The 22001-nt window shown below is 74.9% G+C and carries 4 protein-coding genes; all 4 read right to left on the bottom strand.

The window, feature by feature from the left end:
- Positions 1–383: 383 nt before the first annotated feature.
- Positions 384–596 carry a hypothetical protein gene (locus ACZ7EG_RS25240; RefSeq protein ID WP_471083103.1) on the bottom strand — a complete coding sequence of 71 codons (213 nt, stop codon included), beginning with the start codon at positions 594–596 and terminating at the stop codon, positions 384–386.
- A 562-nt stretch (positions 597–1158) separates the two neighbouring features.
- Entirely contained in the window at positions 1159–1671 is a 513-nt protein-coding gene (locus ACZ7EG_RS25245; protein ID WP_471083106.1) for a GNAT family N-acetyltransferase, read from the bottom strand.
- Between the two features lie 101 nt (positions 1672–1772).
- Positions 1773–1976 (bottom strand): MbtH family protein, encoded by a 204-nt coding sequence (locus ACZ7EG_RS25250; RefSeq protein WP_471083109.1) that lies wholly within the window; start codon positions 1974–1976, stop codon positions 1773–1775.
- A gap of 95 nt (positions 1977–2071) precedes the next feature.
- Entirely contained in the window at positions 2072–22000 is a 19929-nt protein-coding gene (locus ACZ7EG_RS25255) for a non-ribosomal peptide synthase/polyketide synthase (protein WP_471083113.1), read from the bottom strand.
- Between the last annotated feature and the right edge of the window lies 1 nt (position 22001).

A 22001-nucleotide genomic window follows, 5' to 3' on the forward strand; every position in this document is an offset into this window, starting at 1 on the left:
GCCTGCTCCAGGTGCCGGGGAGCCGGGCGGGGCCCTGCGGGTAGCGGGGGCCGGGGCGCTGCGGGCGGGGCCAGCCGATCCGGCGGCGCGGGCGGGGGATGAGCACGAGCGCAAGCGGAGCGAGCACCGTGGTGGCCTGCCCGTTTTCGTTGGCGAGGAGCTCGTGGACAGAACGACAAGGGCGGTGGCCAGGCCATGCAGCACAGCTTTGACCATGTACCGGTGATAGGTGACAGGGGCAGGGGCACTCTCGACGTTTCGCTGGATGCGCCGCCCGTGAGTGGACTGGTCACACCAGCTGGAGCACCCAGTGGCCCGCGCGGTTGGCGTCATCAGCGGCCTCGGCGTACCGGTCCTGCGTGTCGGCTGAGTCACGGCCGCGTTCAGCGCCCTGACCGGGAGAGGCCCTGCACCACCTGAACGATCACGTCCAGGATTCCCTGGCCGAACGCTGTCGGGGCGATCAGCACGCCGAAGACCAGCACGATGGCGACGGTCAGCTTCTCGTCGAACCGGCTCCGGGCCTCCGTACGCCGACGGAGCCGCAGGATGATGATGATCGCCAGCAGAACCGCCACGTTGATCGTCACCAACATCAGGCCCGCCCTCCCCCATCGGGCACTTGTGTGCACGGACCTGTCTATCGCCAGCGACTCCGCGCAGCGGTCCGGTTTCCGATCGCGGCACAGCGCTTCTGTCCGGCTGAATTCAGGGACTTGACCAGCGCATTGGGGTGTCTGCGTCCTCGGGTCATGGGCGGTACACCCAGGGGGCAACACGGAACCCGGCCTGGCAGCGTAAGCCGGCGTCAGCCGGGATCAGGGTCTGTCTGAGTGTGACGAGCTGCCCCGGCCCTGGCGCGGAACTGGTCATCGCATCATGCCGTCCGGCGGTCTGGCGTTGGCAAACGACGGAGATGTCGCACTGAGAGGCCCGCATCGATGTCGTCGGCATCTCAATATGACCGTTGGTCCCCGCTGCTGACGCAGCCTCCTGGAAGGGCGGCTCCCCACGGTGAGCGTGCAAGGCATCGGTGCTGTCCCCGGCATCCGTTGCAGACCGGTTCACTCCACCCGTGGCTCCACTTGCCGTGGGTGATCAAACCGACGTGAGGGCCGTGCCCAGCGCCTCGAGGGCGGGCTGAGAGGCCCGCCTGGGTCATTCGGCTTGCGTTGTCGCGATCACCATCAGCTTGGTCACCTTCCCGTCGTCGCCGGTCACGTCCCGCACGTGCCGGAAGCCCAGGCGGCGGCACATGGCCAGGCTGGCGGCGTTGTCGGCTCCGACCATGCCGTAGGCCTCCTTCAACCCGAGGTTGTCGGCGGCGTGGCGCAGCAGGCCGTGGACCACTTCCGTGCCGAGGCCGTGGCCCCAGTAGGGGGGTGCGAGGGCGGCGATCAGCTCGTGTCCGTCGACGTTCCCGGTCTTCTTCACCTCGGCGTGCCCGACGAAGACGTCCTCCTGCCACAGTCCCCACACGTCGAACAGGCGCTGAGGGTAGACGTCCTTCAGGATGGTGCGGAACAGCGTGCGGATGTCCGCCTCGGGCACGCGTTCCTGGCCCATCCAGCGGCAGACCTCCTCGTCGCGCAACAGGGCCACGAAGGCGTCCTCGTCCTCGGGACGATAGGGGCGGAAGGTGAGCCGTGCGGTGTGCAGGACCGGTGTCATGAGGGCTCCTCGGGATGGGCGGACAGACGGGCGGACCGGGCCGGGCGCGCTGCCGGAAAGGCGCGCCCCGGCCCGGTCCCGCGTGACTCCGCGCGAGCGCGTCAGGCTTCGGCACTCTCCATGCGCTCACGCAGGCTGCGCGGGCGCATGTCGGTCCACACCTCGTCGACGTAGGCGGAGCACTCGGCCTCCGTGCCCTCCTTGCCGACGGGCTGCCAGCCGGCGGGGACCTCGACGTCGGCGGGCCACAGCGAGTACTGCTCCTCGTCGTTGCGCAGCACCTGGTAGCGGGTGTTCTCGTCCATGTCTGTCGGCTCGCTCTCTTTGTTCGTGACGGGTGGCGGCGGATCGGGTCGGTCGTGCGGTGCCGGCGGTGGGGCTCGGCCCACAGGGCGGGGCCTCACCGGCGGTCGCGGGCGTGGTGGGCGATGTGGCGCAGTGCCTGGGCGAAGTCCTCGGCGACCCGCCGCACCGTGCCGGTGGGGTGCAGGGCGGGCCGGTGGTGCCAGGTGAAGGACAGCCGGCCGCGCTGGACCGCGCCGACGATCTCCAGCGGGTGGGACCCGCTGTCGCGTGGGTCGTGGTGGCGGCCGAACGAGCCGTGCTCGGCGCGCACCACGCCGTCACCGGCATGCTCGGGGCGGGCGTCCCACTGCCCGAGGTAGTTGAAGACGACTTGTCCGTGTGCGGCCCGCCCCAGGCGTTCACGCACCTCGGGAGGGCCGAAGGTGCGCAGCGCGCCGAAGCCGAGCCCGTTTCCGGGCACAGCGCGCAGCTGGCGGCGTACCGACTTCACCAGGGTCCGCCAGTCGCGGGCCGGGCCGAGGTCGGCGGGGTCCGGCACGTGGAGGGCGACGGGGTGGACGGTGGTGAACCAGCCGACCGTGCGGGTCAGGTCGACGTCGTCCAGGACGTCCTCGCGGCCGTGTCCCTCCAGGTCCAGGCGGACCTCCTCGTGGCCGGTCCAGCGGGCCAGGGCAAGGGCGAGGGCGGCGAGCAGCACGTCGTTGACGCGGGTGCGGTAGGCGGTCGGCGCCGCGCGCAGCAGCGCTTCGGTGTCCGCCTCGTTCAGTTCGACGGTGAGCGTGTCGACGGCGCCCGTCTCCGGCCCGGCCGGTGTCTCGGCCGGGAGTGGCTCGACGTTCACCGCGCGTTCCCAGTAGGGCAGTTCGTGGTCGAGGGCACCGGCCGCGACATGCGCGGCGAGGCCACGGGCCCAGTCGCGGAAAGAGGTGGTGCGTTCGCCCAGCGTCACGGGTTCGCCCTGGGCGGCCTGCCGGTAGGCGGCCTCCAGGTCGTCGCGCAGGATGCGCCAGGAGACGGCGTCCACGACCAGGTGATGGGCGACCAGGAGGAGGAATGCGGGCCGGTCGGCGGCGCCGTTGAACAGGGCCGCCCGCAGCAGCGGGCCGCGTGCCAGGTCGAAGGCGGTGTGCAGGTCGTCGGCGGTCTTCTCCATCGCCGCGTCGGCCTCGGTGGGGGTCAGGCCGCTGAGGTCGTGGTGGGTCAGGAGCCGGTCGCGGTCGGTGTCGGTCGCCGGCGGGTTGAACTGGCGCCAGCCGTCCTGGTCCGCTGTGAAGCGCATGCGCAGAGCGTCGTGGTGGTCGAGCAGGGCGTCGAGGGCCGTTTCCAGGGTGGTGGCGTCCACGCCGGAGGCGAGTTCCACCAGCAGGGACTGGTTGAAGTGGGCGTGGCTGGCGCGCGGGCTGGTCAGGAACCAGTGCTGGATGGGGGTGAGCGGTACTTCTCCGCTGACCGCTTCGTGCCGGGAGTGCCGGGGCGCGGCGGTGACGACGCCGGCCAGCTCGGCGACGGTCTGATGGGTGAACAGGTCTCGGGTGGTCAGGTGCAGTCCGTCGCGCCGCAGCCGTGAGACGACCTGCATGCTGAGGATCGAATCGCCGCCGAGATGGAAGAAGTTGTCGTGCGCCCCCACGTCGGCCACACCGAGGACGTCGGCCCAGATGCGGGCGATGCGGCGCTCGGTGTCGGTGCGCGGCGGTGTGTGCGGGCCGGTGGCGGTGTGGGCGGGGCCGGGTTCGGGCAGCGCGCCCCGGTCGGTTTTGCCGTTCGCGGTGAGCGGCAGGTGGGCCAGCGGCACGAACGCCGAGGGGATCATGTGCGGCGGGAGCAGCCCGGCGAGGTGGTCGCGCAGCTCGGTTCCCGGCAGTGCCTCCGGGGAACCCTCGGCGGGGACGACGTGGGCGACCAGCCGCCCGCCGGAGCGGCCGTCCGGGTCGCTGCCGCCGCCGCGTACGGTGACCACCGCGTCGCGCACGAGCGGGCTGGTGCGCAGCGCGCTCTCGATCTCTCCGGGTTCGATGCGGAAGCCGCGCAGTTTGACCTGGTCGTCGGCGCGTCCGGCGAAGCGCAGTTCGCCGGACGCGTCCCAGCGGGCCAGGTCGCCGGTGCGGTACATGCGCTCTCCGGGGGCGCCGAAGGGGTCGGCGACGAAGCGGGACGCGGTCAGGCCGGGCCGGTGGAGGTAGCCGCGGGCCAGTCCGGGTCCGGAGACGTGGAGCTCGCCGGTGACACCGGGCGGGACGGGACGCAGGGCGGCGTCGAGCACGTGGACGCGGGTGGCGCCGGCGGGCCGTCCGATGGGCGGGGCGCCCGTGCCCGGGGTGAGCGGGCCGGTCCAGGTGGCGACGACGGTGGCCTCGGTCGGGCCGTACGAGTTGATCATCCGCCGGCCGGGGGCCCACCGTTCGACGAGGTGGGCGGGGCAGGCCTCGGCTCCGACGATGAGGGTGCGCAGGTGCGGCAGGGCGTCGGCGGTCTCGGGAGCGACCGTCGCGAGGGCGGCGGGCGGGATCAGCGTGTGGCTGACGCGTCGCTCGGCGAGGGCCTGGGCGAGGCGCTCGCCGACGAGGGGGCCCTCCTCCCCCGTGACCAGGGTGGCTCCGCTGAGCAGGGATACGCACAGCTCCAGTACGGAGGCGTCGAAGCTGGGTGAGGCGAACTGGAGGACCCGGTCGCCCGGGCCGGCGTCGTAGCGGTCAGCGGCTGCCGCGGCGAAGGCGGCGAGGCCGCGGTGCGGCACCGCCACCCCCTTCGGCGTGCCCGTGGAGCCGGACGTGTAGATCACGTACGCCGGGTGGTCGACGGTCAGCGCAGCCGTGCGGTCGGCGTCCGTGGGGGCGGTGTCCGGGCCGTCCGCGTCCCATACGGCGGCGGGGTCGTCCAGGACGAGGCAGGCGCCCGCGTCGCGCAGCATGAACTCCCGGCGCTGCTCGGGGTAGTCCGGGTCGACGGGCAGGAAGGCGCCGCCGGCCTTGGTGACGGCGAGCTGCGCCACGACCGTCTCGGCGCTGCGGGGCAGGGTTAGCGCCACGATCCGCTCGGGTCCCACGCCCCGGGCGATGAGGCGGTGCGCCAGCCGGTTGGCGGCGCGTTCGACGTGCGCGTAGGTCAGCTCGCGGCCGTCGGCGTCGGCCAGGGCGACGGCGTCGGGGGTGCGGGCGGCCTGTCGTTCGAACAGCTCGGGCAGGGTCGCCGCCGGGACGGGGCGGGCGGTGCCGCGGCCCTGGTCGAGAACGGCCTTGAGCGTCTCGTCGGTGGCGAGGGGCAGGGCGCCCAGGGGCCGGTCGGGGTCGTCGGCGACGGCGGTCAGGAGGGTGGCGAGCTGGTCGGCCATGCGGTCGGCGGTGGCCGCGTCGAACAGGTCGGTGTTGTAGGTGAGCACGCCGTGCAGTTCCCCGGTGCCGGTCTCGGCGAACTCCAGGGTGAGGTCGAACGCGGCGTGCCGCAGCTCGGTGTCGACGTCGGTGACCTCGATGCCGGGCAGGTCGAGGGCGGCGGCGGGGGCGTTCTGGAGGACCACCATGACCTGGAACAGCGGGGTGCGGCTGGTGTCGCGGACCGGCTGTACCTCGTCCACCACCTGCTCGAACGGCGCCTCCTGGTGGGCGAAGGCGTCGAGGACGGTGCCGCGGACCTCGCCGAGGAACTCGCGGAAGGGTCGGTCGGGTTCGACGCGGGAGCGCAGGACGAGGGTGTTGACGAAGAACCCGACGAGGTGCTGGGTCTCGGCGCGGTCGCGGCCGGAGGTGACCGTGCCGACGGTGATGTCCTCACCGCCGGTCAGCCGGGCCAGGTAGGCCTGGGCGGCGGCGACCAGCGTGGTGAAGAGGGTGGCCTGCCGGTCCCGGCCCACCCTGGCGAGGCGGCGGGTCGTGTCGCGGGGCAGGGCGAGGCGGACCGTGGCACCGTGGTGGGTGCGCACCGCCGGACGGGGCCGGTCGGTGGGCAGGTCGAGCGTCTCCAGCCCGGCCAGGTGCTCCTTCCAGTACGCGAGGTGGTCGTCCGTGCCGCGGCCGCGCTGCCAGTGGGCGTAGTCGGCGTACTGCACCGGCAGCGGCGGCAACGTGCCTTTTTCCGCACCGAGTTCGGTCCGGTAGAAGTGGGCGAGGTCTCCCGTGAGCACGCCCGTGGACCAGCCGTCGGTGACGATGTGGTGCAGGGTCAGCGTCAGGACGTGCTCGTCGTCCGCGAGCCTGATCAGTCCCGTGTGCAGGAGCGGACCGCGCCGCAGGTCGAAGGTGCGGGCGCGTTCGGCCTCCAGCAGGTCCGCGAGCCGCTCCACCCGGTCGGGGCCGGCCTCTGCGGACAGGTCGTGCAGCGTCAAGGGCACGTCCCGCGCAGGGTGGACGGTCTGCACGCCGTGGCCGTCCACCGCGTCGAAGGTGGTGCGCAGCGCCTCGTGCCGCTCGACCAGGGCGCGCAGGGCCGCGGTGAGGGCGGGCACGTCGAGCCGGCCGCGCAGCCGCAGGGCCAGCGCGGTGACGTACTCTCCGCTGCCCGGCGCGAACTCCTCCAGGAACCAGAGGCGTTGCTGGGCGTACGACATCGGGGCGGGCGTGTCACGGGTGACCGGGACGATCGCGGTGGGTGGGGAGTCACCGGGGCGTTCCTCGGTGAGCAGGGCGGCCAGGGCGGCGGGGGTGGGGTGGGTGAACACCGCACGCGGGGACAGGTCGGTGCCGAACGCCTCCGACAGGCGGACGGCCAGCCGGATGCTGAGGATGGAGTCGCCGCCCAGCTGGAAGAAGTCGTCCCGCACGCCCGGGCGCGGCCCGGAGAGGACGTCGGCGAAGATCTCCACCGTGCGCCGTTCGGCGTCGGTGCGCGGTTCGGCCGGGGCGCCCTGTGGGTCGCCGCTCGTGGGCTCGGGCGCGGGGAGCGAGGCCCGGTCGACCTTGCCGTTGCGGCTCAGCGGCAGCGCGGGCAGGACGACGAACGCCGACGGGACGAGGTAGTCCGGCAGCGAGCGCCGGGCGAACTCCCCCAGGTCCGTGACGTCTTGGGTGCCGACGACGTAGGCCACCAGGCGGCGGCTGCCGGGCCGGTCCTCGCGGGCCAGGACCGTCACGTCGGTGACGCCGGGGTGTGCCGCGAGGACCGCCTCGACCTCGCCGGGTTCGACGCGGAAGCCGCGGATCTTCACCTGGTCGTCGGCGCGGCCCAGGAATTCCACGGTGCCGTCGGGGCGCCGGCGCGCCAGGTCGCCGGTGCGGTACATGCGGGTGCCGGGCGGGCCGGCCGGGTCGGCGAGGAAGCGGGCGGCGGTGTCACCGGGACGGCCCAGGTAGCCGCGTGCCACGCCCTCGCCGGCGAGGTACAGCTCACCGGCGCAGCCCGGCGGCACGGGCCGCAGCCTGCCGTCGAGGATGTGCACGCGAAGGTCGTCGAGCGGGTGGCCGATGGGCACGGTGTCGGGAACGGCGGTGGCGTCGGCGAGCGCGAAGGACGTCGCGAACGTCGTCGTCTCGGTGGGCCCGTAGCCGTCCACGACGGTCAGGCCGGGGCAGGCTGCCAGGACGCGGCGGACGGCCGCCGCGGGCACGACGTCGCCGCCGGTCCACACCTGGCGCAGACCGGTGAAGCAGTCCGGTGCGTCCTGCGCCAGGAGACGGAAGAGGCCGGCGGTCAGCCACAGGGCGCTCAGAGGGGTGTCACGGACCAGGTGCCGCAGCAGCGCGGCGTCCAGCGGCCGCGGGGGTGCCACGACGACGCAGCCGCCGGTGAGCAGGGGCGCCCACACCTCGAAGGTGGCGGCGTCGAAGGCCACCGGGGAGTGCAGCAGCACCCGTTCGCACACCCCGCCGGTGAAGCGGCTGTCGGTGGCGAGGGCGGCCACGTCACGGTGGCGTACCGCGACCGCTTTGGGTTCGCCGGTCGACCCGGAGGTGAACATCACGTACGCGAGCCGCTCGGGGTCCGCCGGTACGGCGACGGGCGCGCCCGGCACGGCAGTGCGCGTGGCGGCGACGTCCTCGGCGGTCAACCGGGCCGTCGCGCCCGCCCGCGCCATCAGCGTGCGGCGCCGGTCCTCGGGGGCGCGGGCGTCGACGGGCACGTAGGCGCCGCCCGCCTTGAGGACGGCGAGCTGGGCGACGACGAGTTCGGCGCCGCGGTCCATCAGCAGCGCCACCCGGTCCTCGGTCCGCAGTCCCTCGGCGAGGAGGCGGGAGGCCACGGCGTCGGACCAGTCGTCGAGGTGACGGTAGGTCAGCTCCGTGTCGCCGTCGCGCAGCGCGGGCGCTTCGGGGGTGCGGTGGGCCCGCTCGGTGAACAGGTCGACGGGGCTGCACGGCACCGTCCGCCGGGCGGTGGTGTTCCACCGCTGCAGCAGGGCGCGGTCGTCGTGGGTCAGCGGTTCCAGGCCGGTGACGTCGGCGTCGGTCTCCAGGGCGTCGGCGAGGGCGCGCAGGACGACCGTGAGGCGGCCGGTGAGGCGTTCGGCGGTGTCCGCGTCGAACAGTCCGGCGTCGTAGGCGAGGTCGATGCCGAGGCGGTCGCCGAGGTGGGCGCGCAGGCACAGCGGGAAGGTGGGCGCGTCCTCGGCGTGCACCTCCGCGACCCGCACGCCCGTGCGGGCCGTGGCGGACTCGTCGACGGGGTAGTTCTCGAACACCACCATGCTGTCGAAGAGCGCCTCGCCCGCCGGTGTCTCGCTCAGCGCCTGGATGCGGGGCAGGGCGAGGAAGTCGAAGCGCCGGGTGTCGCTCTGCCGTTCCTGCACCTCCCGCAGCCAGGACGCCGCTCCCCCGCGCGGGGCCCCGACGCGGGTGGGCACGGTGTTGATGAACATGCCGATCATCGACTCCACGCCGGACAGTTCGGCCGGGCGCCCGGAGACGGTGGTGCCGAACACCACGTCGTCGCGGCCGCTGTGGCGGGCCAGCAACAGCGCCCAGGCGCCCTCGATCACGGTGTTCACCGTCAGCCCGGCCCGGGCGGCGGTCTGCCGCAGCCGCGCCGACAGGTGCTCGTCCAGCTGCCGTTGCGCCAGGGCGGCGGCGCGGGCGCGGTGCTCCTCGGCCGGCGTGCGGTCGTACGGCAGCGGGGTGCGGGCGGGGAACCCGGCGAGGGTCTCGGCCCAGTGGGCCTCGGCGGCGGTCTCGTCCTGGTCGTGCAGCCAGCGCAGGAAGTCGCCGAACGGGCGCCGGACCGGGGCGGGGGCCGCTCGGCCTCCGGTGAGCGCGGCGTAACGCTCGCACACCTCGGTGAGGAGCTGTCCGGTGCTCCAGCCGTCAAGGATCAGGTGGTGGGAGGACCACAGCAGCCAGATCTCGTCGCCGGGCAGCGTGGCCAGGGTGATGCGGGTGAGCGGTGCGGTGGTCAGGTCCATGCCCGCCGCGCGGTCGGCGGCGAGCAGTTCCTCCGTGGCCGCCGCGCGCTCCTCGGGCGTCAGACCTCGCCAGTCCAGATGGGTGACGGGCAGCTCCACGCGTCGGTGCACGACCTGCACGGGGTGCGGCAGGCCCTGCCAGTGGACGCTGGTGCGCAGGGCCTCGGTGCGGTCGGCGACCTGCTGCCAGGCGGTGGCGAAGCCCTGCGGGTCGCTCACCCCGGCCAGGCGGACGGCCACGCGGTCGCAGTAGGCGCCCGCCGTGTCCACCAGGCCGTGGAAGAGCATGCCGGCCTGCAGCGGGGTCAGCGGCAGGACGTCGGCCACGTGCCGGCCGTCGCCCACGAGGCGGTCCAGCTCGGACTGGTCGAGCCCGGCCATCGGGAAGTCGGACGGGGTGCGTCCGCCCGCGTCCGGGCGGGCGCAGTGGGCGGCGATCTCGCGCAGCGCCGCGCACATCTCCTCGGCGAGCGCACGGACGGTGGATTCGTCGTAGACGGCCGGCGGGTAGGTCCAGCCGAGTTCGAGCAGGCCGTCCTGGACCACGCCGGTGATGTCCAGCAGGTAGGGCCGGGGCGCGTCGGGGTCGGTGTCGGAGCCGGCCGGGGGCAGGGCGGCGCCGTACAGGCCGCTGCCGCCGCCGTCGGCGTCCCACCGGCCGTGGTAGTTGAAGCCGATGCGCGGTGCCGGTGTGTCGGCCAGCGGGCTGCCGGGCAGGAGGTGGCGCAGCGCGCCGTGGCTCATGCCGTGCAGGGGCACCGCGCGCAGCTGTTCCTTGACCGAGCGCAGGGTGTCGTGCCAGCCGGCGTCGGGGGCGACGGTCAGCGCGAGGGGGAATTCGGCGGTGAACCAGCCGACGGTCCGCGACAGGTCCAGGTCGTCGAAGAGGTCCTCGCGGCCGTGGCCCTCCACGCCGACGAGCACTCTCTCGCGCCCGCACCAGCGGGCCAGGGTGCGGCCGAGGGCGCTGAGCAGGACGTCGTTGACCTGCGTGCGGTACACCTCCGGTACCTGCCGCAGCAGGGCCTCGGTGGTCTCCGGCTCCAGTCCCACGGTGACCGTGGCGGCGGTGCCGTGGGTGTTGGGGCCGGGCCGGCCCGCGGGCAGGTCGGCGGGGGCCGTCGTGGTGCGCCGCCAGTGGTCGAGATCGCCGTCCAGGGCGCCGGAGCGGGTGTGGGCCTCCAGCCGGGCCGCCCAGTGGCCGTACGCGGTGGTGGCCGGGGGAAGCTCGACGGGGTGCCCGGCGGCGGCCTGCCGGTGGGCGGTCTCCAGGTCGGCCAGCAGGATCCGCCAGGAGACGCCGTCGACGACCAGGTGGTGGACGGTGAACAGCAGGTGGGCGGGCCGTCGCGGGCCGCGGTCGAGGATCAGGACGCGCGCCACCCGGCCCTCGGCGGGGTCGAGGGCGGCGCGGGCCTCGTCCGCGAGGCGGGCCGTCTCGGCCTCCAGGGCGGGGCCGTCCAGGCCGGTCACGTCGTGCCGGGTGACGACGCCGTCCGGGACGCCGGGCAGGACCTCCTGGCGCCAGTCGTCGTCGGTGCGGCGGAAGCGGGTGCGCAGCGCCGGGTGGTGGCGTACGAGGGCGTCCACGGCGTGACGCAGGGCGGACAGGTCGGTTCCGGGGGCCAGTTCCAGGCGCTGCGACATGGTGAAGCGCAGTGGGTCGCCGGGGGCGCGGCCGTCGAGGTACCAGCGCTGGATGGGTGCGAGCGGCGCCTCGGCAGGGGCGGTCGGGTCGGCCGTGACCGGCGTCGACTCGCTCACCCGCAGGGCGAGTTCGGCGACGGTCTGGTGGCGGAAGACGTCCTTGGTGGTCAGTGCCAGTTGGGCCTGACGGGCCCGGGAGACGATCTGGATGCTGAGGATGGAGTCGCCGCCGAGCGCGAAGAAGTTGTCGCGCGCGCCCACCCGTTCGACGCGCAGGACGTCGGCCCAGATCGCGGCCAGCGTCTCCTCGGTGCCGGGGCGGGGTGCCACGTATGCGGCGTCGGGTTCGGGCTGCGCGGGCGGCGCGGGCAGGGCACGCCGGTCGGTCTTGCCGCCGGCGGTGCGGGGGATCCGGGTCAGGGGCACGAACGCCGCCGGCACCATGTGGTCGGGCAGGGTGCGCCGCAGCGTGAGGCGCAGTTCGTCGGCGGCCGGGACGGTGCCCCCGGCGGGCACGAGGTAGGCGACGAGCATGAGCCGGCCCAGGTGCTCGCGTGCCGTCACGACGGCCTCGGCCACGTCCGGGTGGGCGAGCAGCGCGGCTTCGACCTCGCCGGGCTCGACGCGGAACCCGCGGATCTTGATCTGCTCGTCGGCGCGGCCCAGGAACTCCAGCAGTCCCCGCTCGTCGCGGCGGGCGCGGTCGCCGGTGCGGTACATCCGCTCCCCCGGCGCGCCGAACGGGTCGGCGAGGAAACGCGCGGCGGTCAGGCCGGGGCGGTTCAGGTAGCCGCGGGCCACCTGCGCGCCGGCGAGGTACAGCTCACCCGGTGTGCCGGGCGGCACCGGGCGCAGGGCGCCGTCGAGGACGTAGGCGCGCAGGTTGCCGCCGGGCCGCCCGATGACCGGCCGGCCGGGGTGGTCGGCGACCCGCCCGTAGGTGGCGTCGACGGTGCACTCGGTGGGGCCGTACATGTTGTAGGCGGTGACGCCGAGTCCGGCGGCGGCGCACAGATCGCGCCAGGTGTCGGGGCCCGTCGCCTCGCCGCCGACGAGCAGGACGCGCGGGTGGTGGCGGCCGGGCGCGAGGAGTCCCGCGGCGAGGAGTTCGCGCAGGAAGGACGGGGTGACGTTGACCAGGTCCAGGCGTCGTTCGGTGATCTGTGCGCAGAACGCCTCGGGGTCCAGGCGTACGTCCTCGTCGACGAGGTGGACCTCCTGGCCGAGGGCGAGCAGCAGCGGCCCCTCCCAGGAGGTGTCGAAGGAGAACGAGGCGCTGAGCGCGGCGCGCAGCCGCCGCCCGTCCGCGGTGTGCGGGGCGACGAGCCCTTCGCGGTGGTCGTGGCAGAGGTTGACCAGGTGGCGGTGTTCCACGACGACGCCCTTGGGGCGGCCGGTGGAGCCGGAGGTGTAGACGACGTAGGCGGCGTGGTCCGGGCGCAGCGGGGCCGGGCGGTCGTGGTCGGTGGGGTTGTGGGCGGGCAGCCGGTCCCACGGTGTGTCGCGCAGCGCGTCGGCGGTGAGCACGGTGTGCGGGGCGGCGTCCGCGAGGAGTCCGGCGACGCGTTCGGCGGGCAGGTCGGGGTCGAGGTAGAGCAGGGTGGCGCCCGCCTTGGCGACGGCGAGGACCGCCACCATGAGGCCCGACGTGCGCGGCAACCGTACGGCGACCACCCGTTCGGGGCCGGCGCCCCGGGCCAGCAGGTGGTGGGCGAGCCGGTTCGCGCGCTCGTTCAGGTCGGCGAAGTCAAGGGTGGCGTTCCGGGCCACCAGCGCGGTGGCGCGCGGGGTGCGGGCGGCCTGTGCCTCGAACAGCGCGGGGAAGGTGGTGTCCGGGACGGTGAGGTGCGGTCCCTGCCCGTCGTGCAGCGTCCGCCACCGTTCGTCGGCGGTCATCAGCTCCAGCGCCCGTACGTCCCGGTCCGGGTCCCGCACCGCCGATTCCAGCAGCAGCCGCAGGCGGGCGGCCAGGCGGCGGACGGTGTCCTCGTCGAACAGGCCGGTGTTGTACTCCAGGTGGCCGGTGACGCCGCCGTCGCTCTCCACGAAGTCGAAGGCCAGGTCGAAGGTGGCGTGCCGGACCGGCGGCAGGACCGGTTCGGCGTCCAGGCCCGGCAGCGCGGGTGCTTTCGCGCCCAGGTTGTGCAGGGCGACCATGACCTGGAACAGGGGGGTGCGGCTGGTGTCCCGTTCGGGCTGGAGCGCGTCCACCAGTTGTTCGAAGGGCACGTCCTGGTGGGCGAACGCGTCCAGGACGGTTTCGCGCACCTGCTCCAGCAGGGTGCGGAACGACATGCCGGGGCGCACCTGGTTGCGCAGCACGAGGGTGTTGACGAACATGCCGACGACGTCGTGCAGTTCGGGACGCTCGCGGCCGGCGGTGACGGTGCCGACGCCGAAGTCGTCCTGGTCGGCCCAGCGGGACAGCAGGACCGTGCACGCGGCCAGCAGGGTCATGTACAGGGTGGCGTCCGCCTCCCGGCCCCGCTCGCGCAGCCGGTCGGTCAGCTCGGCGGGCAGGGTGAAGGTCACGAGCGCGCCGTCTCGGGCGCGTAGGGCGGGACGCGGCCGGTCGGTCGGCAGCTCCAGCGGCGGTACACCGTCCAGCTTCTCTCGCCAGTGGGCGAGTTGCCGCTCGGCCTGTTCGGTGCGGGCACGCTGCCAGGCGGCGTGGTCGGCGTACCGGACGGGCAGCTCGGGGAGTTCGGGGCGGCGGCCTTCGAGGGCCGCCGTGTACAGCTCGCCCAGGTCCCGGCCGAGGACGCCGAGCGACCAGCCGTCGGTCACGATGTGGTGGACGGCGAGGGCCAGCACGTGTTCGCCGGCCGCCGTGCGGGCCAGCCGGGCACGCAGCAGCGGCCCGGCCGCCAGGTCGAAGGGCGTGGCGGCCTCGCGCTCCAGCAGCTCCTCCAGCGCGACCCGCGGGTCGGGGGCGGTGGTGAGGTCGTCCTCGGTGACGTCCACCGGGTGCGGCGGGTGCACCAGCTGCCGGGGCTGTCCGTCCTGTTCGGCGAAGGTGGTGCGCAGCGCCTCGTGGCGGGAGACGAGGCCGTTCAGGGCGGTGCGCAGGGCCTGCTCGTCGAGCGGGCCGCGCAGGCGCAGCACGGAAAGCGTCGTGTACTCGGTGCTGCCGGGCTCGAACCGGTCGAGGAACCACAGGCGCTGCTGGGCGTACGACAGCGGTGCCGCGGTCTGCGGGGCGGTCGCCGGTATCGCGTCGGCCAGCGGGGCGGAGGCGTCGCGGGCCGGGTCGCCCAGTTCGGCGGCGAGCGCGGCCACCGTGCTGTGGGTGAACAGCAGTCTCGGGGAGACGTCGGGGCCGAAGGCGGCGCGCAGCCGGGCGGTGACGCGGACGGCGAGGATGGAGTCACCGCCGAGCGCGAAGAAGTCGTCCCCGGCGTACACGTCCTCGACCCCGAGGGCGTCCGACCAGGCGGCGGCGACGGCCCGCTCGGCGGGGGTGCGAGGCAGGGTCCGTTCGGTGTCGGCGGCGTAGCCGTCCGCCGTCGGGGCGGGCAGGGCGCGCCGGTCGAGCTTGCCGTTGACGGTGAGCGGCAGCGCCTCCATCGGCACGTAGGCGGCGGGCACCATGTGGGTGGGCAGCAGCCGCTCCAGGTGGGCGCGCAGCTCGGCCGCGGGAGGTGTCGCGCCGCCGGAGCCGACGACGTGCGCCACCAGCCGGCGGGTGCCGGAGGCGTCCTCGAACACGCCGACGGCGGCGTCGGCGACGCCGGGGTGGGTGTGCAGGGCTGCCTCGATCTCGCCGGGCTCGATGCGGTAGCCGCGGATCTTCACCTGGGCGTCGGCGCGGCCCAGGTACTCCAGGGTGCCGTCGGCCCGCCACTTCGCCCGGTCGCCGGTGCGGTACATGCGGCTGCCGGCCGGGCCGAACGGGTCGGCGAGGAACCGGGTGGCGGTCAGGCCGGGGCGGCCCAGGTAGCCGCGGGCCAGCCCCTCCCCCGCCACGTACAGTTCACCGGTCGCCCCCGGCGGCACGGGTGCCAGGTGCGCGTCGAGCACGTACACCCGCAGGTCCGGGACGGCCACGCCGATGGGGCTGGCGGGGCCGCTCGCTGCGGTGGCGGGGTCGAGCGGGGCGTGGGTGACGTGCACGGTGGTTTCGGTGATGCCGTACATGTTGACCAGGCGCGGGGCGGCGGCCGGGTGGCGTGCCCACCAGTCGGCGAGCCGTCCGACGTCCAGGGCCTCTCCGCCGAAGATCACGGTGCGCAGCGCGAGCCGGTCGCCGGTGTCGGGGTGTTCGGCGTCGGCGCGGATCAGCGGGTAGAACGCGGACGGCGTCTGGTTGAGGACGGTGACCCGCTCGTCGGCCAGCAGCCGCAGGAAGTCCTCCGGGGAGCGGGCGGTCTCGTCGGGCACGACGACGAGCCGGCCGCCGTGCAGCAGCGGGCCCCACAGCTCCCACACGGAGAAGTCGAACGCGTAGGAGTGGAACAGCGTCCACACGTCGTCCGGGCCGAAGCCGAACCACGGGCGGGTGCGGGTGAACAGCCGCACCACGTTGGCGTGCGGGATCACCACGCCCTTGGGCCGGCCGGTGGAGCCGGAGGTGTAGATGGCGTAGGCGGGGCTCTCCGGGAGGGGGCGGCGGGCCGGGGTGGGTCCGGTGGCCGGGCGCCGGGCCAGGTCGGCTGCCACGTCCGGGTCGTCGAGGAGGAGGGCGGGCACGCCGGTGCCGTCGTCGCGGGCCGCGGTGCCGCTGGTGGTCACCAGGGTCACCGGGGCGGCGTCGGTAAGGAGGTGGGCGATGCGTTCGGCGGGCGAGTTCGGGTCGATCGGCAGGTAGGCCGCGCCGGTCTTCAGCACGGCCAGGATCGCGACGACCTGGTCGGTGGAGCGGGGCAGGGCGAGGGCGACGAACCGCTCGGGTCCGGCGCCGAGTTCGGCGAGCCGGTGGGCGAGGCGGCCGGCGCGGGCGTCGAGGGTCGCGTAGTCCAGGTGCTCGGTTCCGCAGGTGACGGCGGTGGCGCCGGGGGTGCGGGCGGCCTGCGCCTCGAACAGGTCCACCAGCGTCTCGGCGGGGCGGCCGCTCTCGGCGCCGTTCCAGTCGGTGAGCATGCGGCGCCGTTCCCCGGCCGTCGTCCAGGCCAGGGTGCGCAGCGGCCGGTCGATGCCGTCGGCCAGTCCGGTGAGCAGCAGGCACAGCCGGCCGGCGAGCGCGCGGACGGTCGCGGCGTCGAACAGGGCCGGGTCGTAGGCGAGGTCGAAGCCGAGGCGTTCGCCGTGGTAGGCGCGCAGGACGAGCGGGTAGTTGGTGGCGTCGCGGGAGGTCACCTCGGCCAGCCGGATCCCGGAGCCGGCCGTGCGGGCCTCGTCGAAGGGGTAGTTCTCGAAGGCGACCATGCTGTGGAAGAGCGGACTGCCGGACGGCACGTCGCTCAGCTGGGTCAGCTCGGCGAGCGACACGGCGGCGAATCGCCTCGACTCGGCCTGGGTGTCCTGGAGTCGGCGCAGCCAGGCCCCGGCCGGGCGCGCGGCGTCGACGCGGACGCGGGTGGGCACGGTGTTGATGAACATGCCGACCATCGACTCGACGCCGGGCAGGTCGTCGGGCCGCCCGGAGACGGTGGTGCCGAACACGACGTCGTCCTGGGCGGCGTAGCGGGCCAGCAGGAGGGCCCAGGCGCCCTGCACGACCGTGTTGAGGGTGAGGCCGGCCTCGCGGGCGGTGCGCGCGAGGCGAGCCGATGTCTCTTGGTCCAGGCCGGCCGTGTGCACGTCCGCGGAGCGGGCCTGGTGGGCCTCGCGCAGGGGGCGGTCGGCGGGCAGCGGGGTGGGTTCGGCGAAGGCGGCGAGGACACCCTGCCAGTGGGTGCGTGCGGCGTCGGGGTCCTGGTCGGCGAGCCAGTGCACGTAGTCGCCGAAGGGACGCCGCAGCGGCGGCCGGGGCTCTGCGCCCGCGGTGAGCGCCGCGTACTCCTCGCACACCTCGGTCAGGACCTGGGCGAGGCTCCAGCCGTCCAGGATGAGGTGGTGGGAGGTCCACAGCAGGTGCAGCCGGGCGTCGGGCAGCCGGACCAGGGTCAGCCGCATCAGGGGTGCTGCGGCGAGGTCGATGCCCCGCGCGAGGTCGTCGGCCCGCAGCCGGGCCAGACGCTCCGCGCGTTCCGCCTCGTTCAGAGCGCGCCAGTCGAGATGGGTGATCGGCACCCGTACGTCGCGGCGCACGACCTGGAGGGGCACCGGGACGTCCTCCCAGACCACGCAGGTACGCAGGGCGGGCGTGCGGTCGGTGACGCGCTGCCAGGCGACGGCGAGGGCGTGCGGGTCGGCGACGCCGTCCAGCAGCAGGCCCGCCTGGTCGACGTAGACGTCGTCGGGGCCGCCGACCAGCCGGTGGAAGAGCATGCCCTCCTGCAACGGGGTCAGTGGCAGCAGGTCCTCCACCTCCCGGCCGTCGCCGACGAGCCGGTCCAGGCGGTCCTGGTCGAGGCGGGCCAGCGGGAAGTCGGACGGGGTGCGGCCGCCCGCGCCGGGACGGGCGCAGTGCTCGGTGATCGCGGCGAGCGCGCGGGTCATGCGGTCGGCGAGGTCGCGGACGGTGTTCTCGTCGTGCACCTGGTCGCTGTAGTGCCAGGTGATCCGCAGTTCGCCGTCGGTGACCACGGCGGAGACGTCCAGCAGGTGGTCCAGCGGTTCGCCGGCGTCGATGTCGCGGCCGGGTGCCTCGCCCGCCGGGGCGAAGTCCCCGCCGTCGGCGGCCTCCCACTGGCCGTGGTAGTTGAAGCTGATCTGCGGCAGCGGCACGTCCCGCAGGGCGCGGGCGGCCGGGTCGGGCGAGCCGAGGCGGGCCAGGGCCTCGTGGCTCAGGCCGTGCCGGGGCACGGACCGCAGCCGCTCCTTCACCGCCTTGAGGGTGGCGCCCCAGTCGGGCGCCTGGGACGGTCCGGCGGGCGCGAGGGTGACGGGGTACTGGGCGGTGAACCAGCCCACCGTGCGGGACAGGTCCAGCGTGTCGTCCTCACGGCCGTGGCCCTCCAGCAGGACGGTCACCCGCTCGGCGCCCGTCCAGTCGGCGAGGACCCGGCTCAGCGCGCCGAGCAGGACGTCGTTGACCTGGGTGCGGTAGACCGCGGGCACCCGGCGCAGCAGGGCCTCGGTGGTGGCGCGGTCCACGCGGGTGCCGAGGGTGCGCACCGAGCCGGCCGACGGGGTGCCGGGGCGGTCCACGGGCAGCGGGGTGCGGGGCTCGGCGGCCTCGGCCGCCCAGTGCGGCAGGTCGGCGTCGAGGTCGCCGGCGCGCACCCGGCGCGAGAGGTGCGCGGCCCAGTCGGTGAACGGCGTGGGGACGGGCTCCAGCCGGACCGTCTCGCCCCGGTTCGCCTGCCGGTAGGCCTCGGCGAGGTCGGCGAGCAGGATGCGCCAGGAGACGCTGTCCACCGCCAGGTGGTGTGCCGTGACGAAGAGTCGGGGGCGCTCGCCGGACCGGGTCAGCAGGGCGGCACGCAGCAGGGCGCCGGTCTCCGGGTCGAGTGCGGCGCGGGCGGCCTCGGCGGCCTGTTCGCGCTCTGCCGCCGGGTCGGCGGCGCGGGAGAGGTCGTGGCGGGTGAGCAGGCCGGTGGCCGGGCCCTCGCCGGGGTGCTGGAGCCAGGTGTCCCCCGAGCGGGCGAAGCGGGTGCGCAGCGCCGGATGGTGGGCGGCCAGCGCCTCCAGGGCGCGCTCGAGGGCCGGCTCGTCCAGGTCGTGGGGCAGGTCCAGCAGCATCGACATGCTGAAGTGCCGCAGCGGGCCGTGGGTGGCGAAGAACCACTCCTGTACGGGGGTCAGCGGCGCCGGTCCCCGCTCGGCCGGGCCCCGGGGGGCGGGCACGTGCGCGGTGCGCACGGACGCGGCGGCGGCGAGGTCGGCGACGGTCTGGTGGCGGAAGACGTCCCGCGAGGTCAGGTGCAGCCCGGCCGCGCGAGCGCGGGAGACGGCCTGGATGCTGAGGATGGAGTCGCCGCCCAGCTCGAAGAAGTTGTCCGTCACGCCGACCCGGCGCGCGCCCAGCACTTCGGCCCAGATGCGGGCGAGGGTCTCCTCCTCGGGGGTGCGCGGGGCGACGAACTCCCGCTCGCGCTCGCGCTCGCCGCCTTCGACGTCGGGGGCGGGCAGGGCACGCCGGTCGACCTTGCCGCTGACCGTCATCGGCAGGACGTCGAGGACGGTGAAGGAGGAGGGCACCATGTGGTCGGGCAGCACCCGCCGTACGGCCGCCCGCACCTCGCCCGCGGCGGGCGGCGCGTCGCTGTCGGCGGGGACGAGGTAGGCGGCGAGCCGGACGTGGCCGTGCGGATCGGTGACGGCGACGACTGCGGCGGCGGCGACCTCGGGCAGGTCGGTCAGGGCCGCTTCGACCTCACCGGGCTCGATGCGGTGGCCGCGCACCTTGACCTGGTCGTCGGCGCGCCCGAGGTAGTCCAGGCGTCCGTCGGCGGTCCAGCGGGCCAGGTCGCCGGTGCGGTACATGCGGGCGCCGGGCGGGCCGAACGGGTCGGGCAGGAACCGTGCGGCCGTCAGCCCCGGCCGCCCGCTGTAACCGCGCGCCAGTTGCACACCGGCCAGGTACAGCTCGCCGCCGACGCCGGGCGGCACGGGCCGCAGCCGGTCGTCGAGGACGTAGGCGCGCACGTTGGCCAGCGGCCGGCCCACGGTCGGCCGGCCGTCGCCCGTGATGCGGCAGGCCAGCGCGTCGACGGTGCACTCGGTGGGCCCGTAGAAGTTGTACGCGGCCACGTCCCGCCGCGTCGCCAGCTCCCGCCACAGGGCGGGCCCGACGGCCTCGCCGCCGAGCATGAGGACCCGCGGGTGGTGGCGCGGGTCGTCGAGCAGTCCGGCGGGCAGCAACTGGCGCAGGTAGGTGGGGGTGAGGTCGAGGAAGTCGATGCGGTGCTCGACGACGTACTCGACCAGCGCGGCGGCGTCCAGCCGGGTCGACTCGTCGACCAGGTGCAGCGGGTGGCCGTCGGCCATCAGCAGCACGCCCTCCAGCGAGGTGTCGAAGGAGAACGACGCCGTCAGCGCCACCCGCAGCGGCCCGCCGCCCGCCTCGGCGACGAAGCCCTCGCGGTGGCCCGCCAGGAGGTTCGCCGCGGACCGGTGCGTCACGGCCACGCCCTTGGGGCGGCCGGTGGAGCCGGAGGTGTAGATGACGTAGGCGGTGGTGTCGGGGTGCGGTGGGGCGAGCGGGCCACCGGTGGTGTCCCCGGCCTCCCGCAGTGCGGCCTCGTCCAGCACCAGCGCGGGCCGTGCGTCGTCCAGCAGGAACCTCACCCGGTCCTCCGGCAGCGCGGGGTCCAGGGGCAGGTAGCCGGCGCCGGCCTTCCAGACGGCGAGGATCGCCACGATCATGTCGGCGGTGCGCGGCAGTCTGAGGGCGACCAGGCGCTCGGGTCCCGCGCCGCGCGCCACCAGGTGACGGGCCAGGCGGTCGGCGCGCGCGTCGAGCGCCGCGTAGTCGAGGCGGACCTCCCCGGCGACGAGGGCGGTGGCGTGCGGGGTGCGGGCCGCCTGCCGTGCGAACAGCTCCGGCAGGGTCTCCTCGGGCACCGGGCGCGCGGTGGCGTTCCACTCCCGCGTCACCTGCCGCTCCTGCTCGGGCGAGAGCAGCGGCAGGGCGCCGAGGGGGCGGTCGGGGTCGGCGGCGGCCCCGTCCAGCGTGCGCAGCAGCTGCTCCGCCATGCGCTCGGCGGTGGCCTCGTCGAACAGGTCGGTGCGGTACTCCAGCAGACCGGTCAGTCCGTCCCCGTCGGGCACGAACTCGACGCTCAGGTCGAACGTGGCGGCCCGCCGGGGCACGGCGACCGGAGAGGCGGTCAGGCCGTGCGGGTCGGGCGCCACGGGTGGCGCGGGGTGCAGCAGGACCATCACGTCGAACAGCGGGTTGCGGCCCGCCTCGCGGGTCGCCCCGACGGCCTCGACCAGCCGCTCGAACGGTGTGTCGCCGTGCGCGAAGGCGTCGTTGACGGTGTCCGCGGCGGCGGCGAGCAGCGCGCGGAAGAAAGCGCCCGTCTCCACGCGGGTGCGCAGCGCGACGGTGTTGACGAAGAACCCGACGGCCCGCTCCAGGTCGGTACGGCCGCGTCCGGGGGTGAGCGAGCCGACGGTGATGTCGTCCTGCCCGGACCAGCGGGCCAGCAGGGTCTGGCAGGCGGCGACGAGGGCGGTGAACAGGGTGGTGTGCTGCTCGGCCGCGAGCTGCTTGAGCCGGGCCGTGGTGGCCGCCGGGACGGTGAAGGTGTGCACCGCGCCGGCGCCGGACTCCTCGCCGCGGCGCGGCCGGTCCAGCGGCAGTTCGGACGCGGCCGCCCCGGACAGTTTCTCCTTCCAGTGCGCCAGTTGGCGCTCCAGCCGGGTGCCGGACAGCTGCTCGCGCTGCCAGACGGCGAAGTCCGGGTACTGCGTGGCCACCGGCGCCAGTGCGGGCCGCGCGCCCTGGGCGAGGGCGTCGTAGGCGGTGCACAGCTCGTCCAGCAGGACGCCCATGGACCAGCCGTCGGTGACGATGTGATGGGCCGTCAGCAGCAGGACGTGTGTGTCGGGTGCCTGCCGCAACAGCAGGGCGCGCAGCAGCGGCCCGGCCTCCAGGTCGAAGGGCCGCTCGTACTCGGCCAGCAGGGCACCGTCCGGGTCGGTCCCGGCCTCGTCCGCGGCCGTGAGGTCCCGGACGGGCAGCGGGAGCGGCCCGGCGGGGTGCACGGTCTGCGCGGGGGTGCCGTCGTTCTCCTCGAACGTGGTGCGCAGCGCCTCGTGCCGCGCCACCACGTGCTCCAGTGCGGCGGACAGGGCGGTGTGGTCGAGGGCGCCGGTGAGGCGCAGCGCCACGGCGCTGTTGTAGCGCGGGTCGCCGGGGCGCAGCCGGTCCAGGAACCACAGTCGCTGCTGGGCGAAGGACAGCGGCAGCGGCCGGGTGCGGTCGGCGCGCGGGATGGCTTGCCGGGCGGCGGTGCCGGGGGTGCCTGCGGCGGCCCGTCCGGCCAGTCGGCGGCGGAGTGCTTCCTGGAGGTCCTGCGGGAGGGCCTCGGCACGGTTTCGCTTCGAAGACGTCATG

The organism is Streptomyces sp. NPDC037100, from assembly GCF_055606225.1.

Bases quoted from the DNA above. Each gene is read 5' to 3' on its own strand.
- ACZ7EG_RS25245 (WP_471083106.1), bottom strand. From the start codon at position 1,671: ATGACACCGGTCCTGCACACCGCACGGCTCACCTTCCGCCCCTATCGT.
- ACZ7EG_RS25240 (WP_471083103.1), bottom strand. From the start codon at position 596: ATGTTGGTGACGATCAACGTGGCGGTTCTGCTGGCGATCATCATCATC.
- ACZ7EG_RS25255 (WP_471083113.1), bottom strand. From the start codon at position 22,000: ATGACGTCTTCGAAGCGAAACCGTGCCGAGGCCCTCCCGCAGGACCTC.
- ACZ7EG_RS25250 (WP_471083109.1), bottom strand. From the start codon at position 1,976: ATGGACGAGAACACCCGCTACCAGGTGCTGCGCAACGACGAGGAGCAG.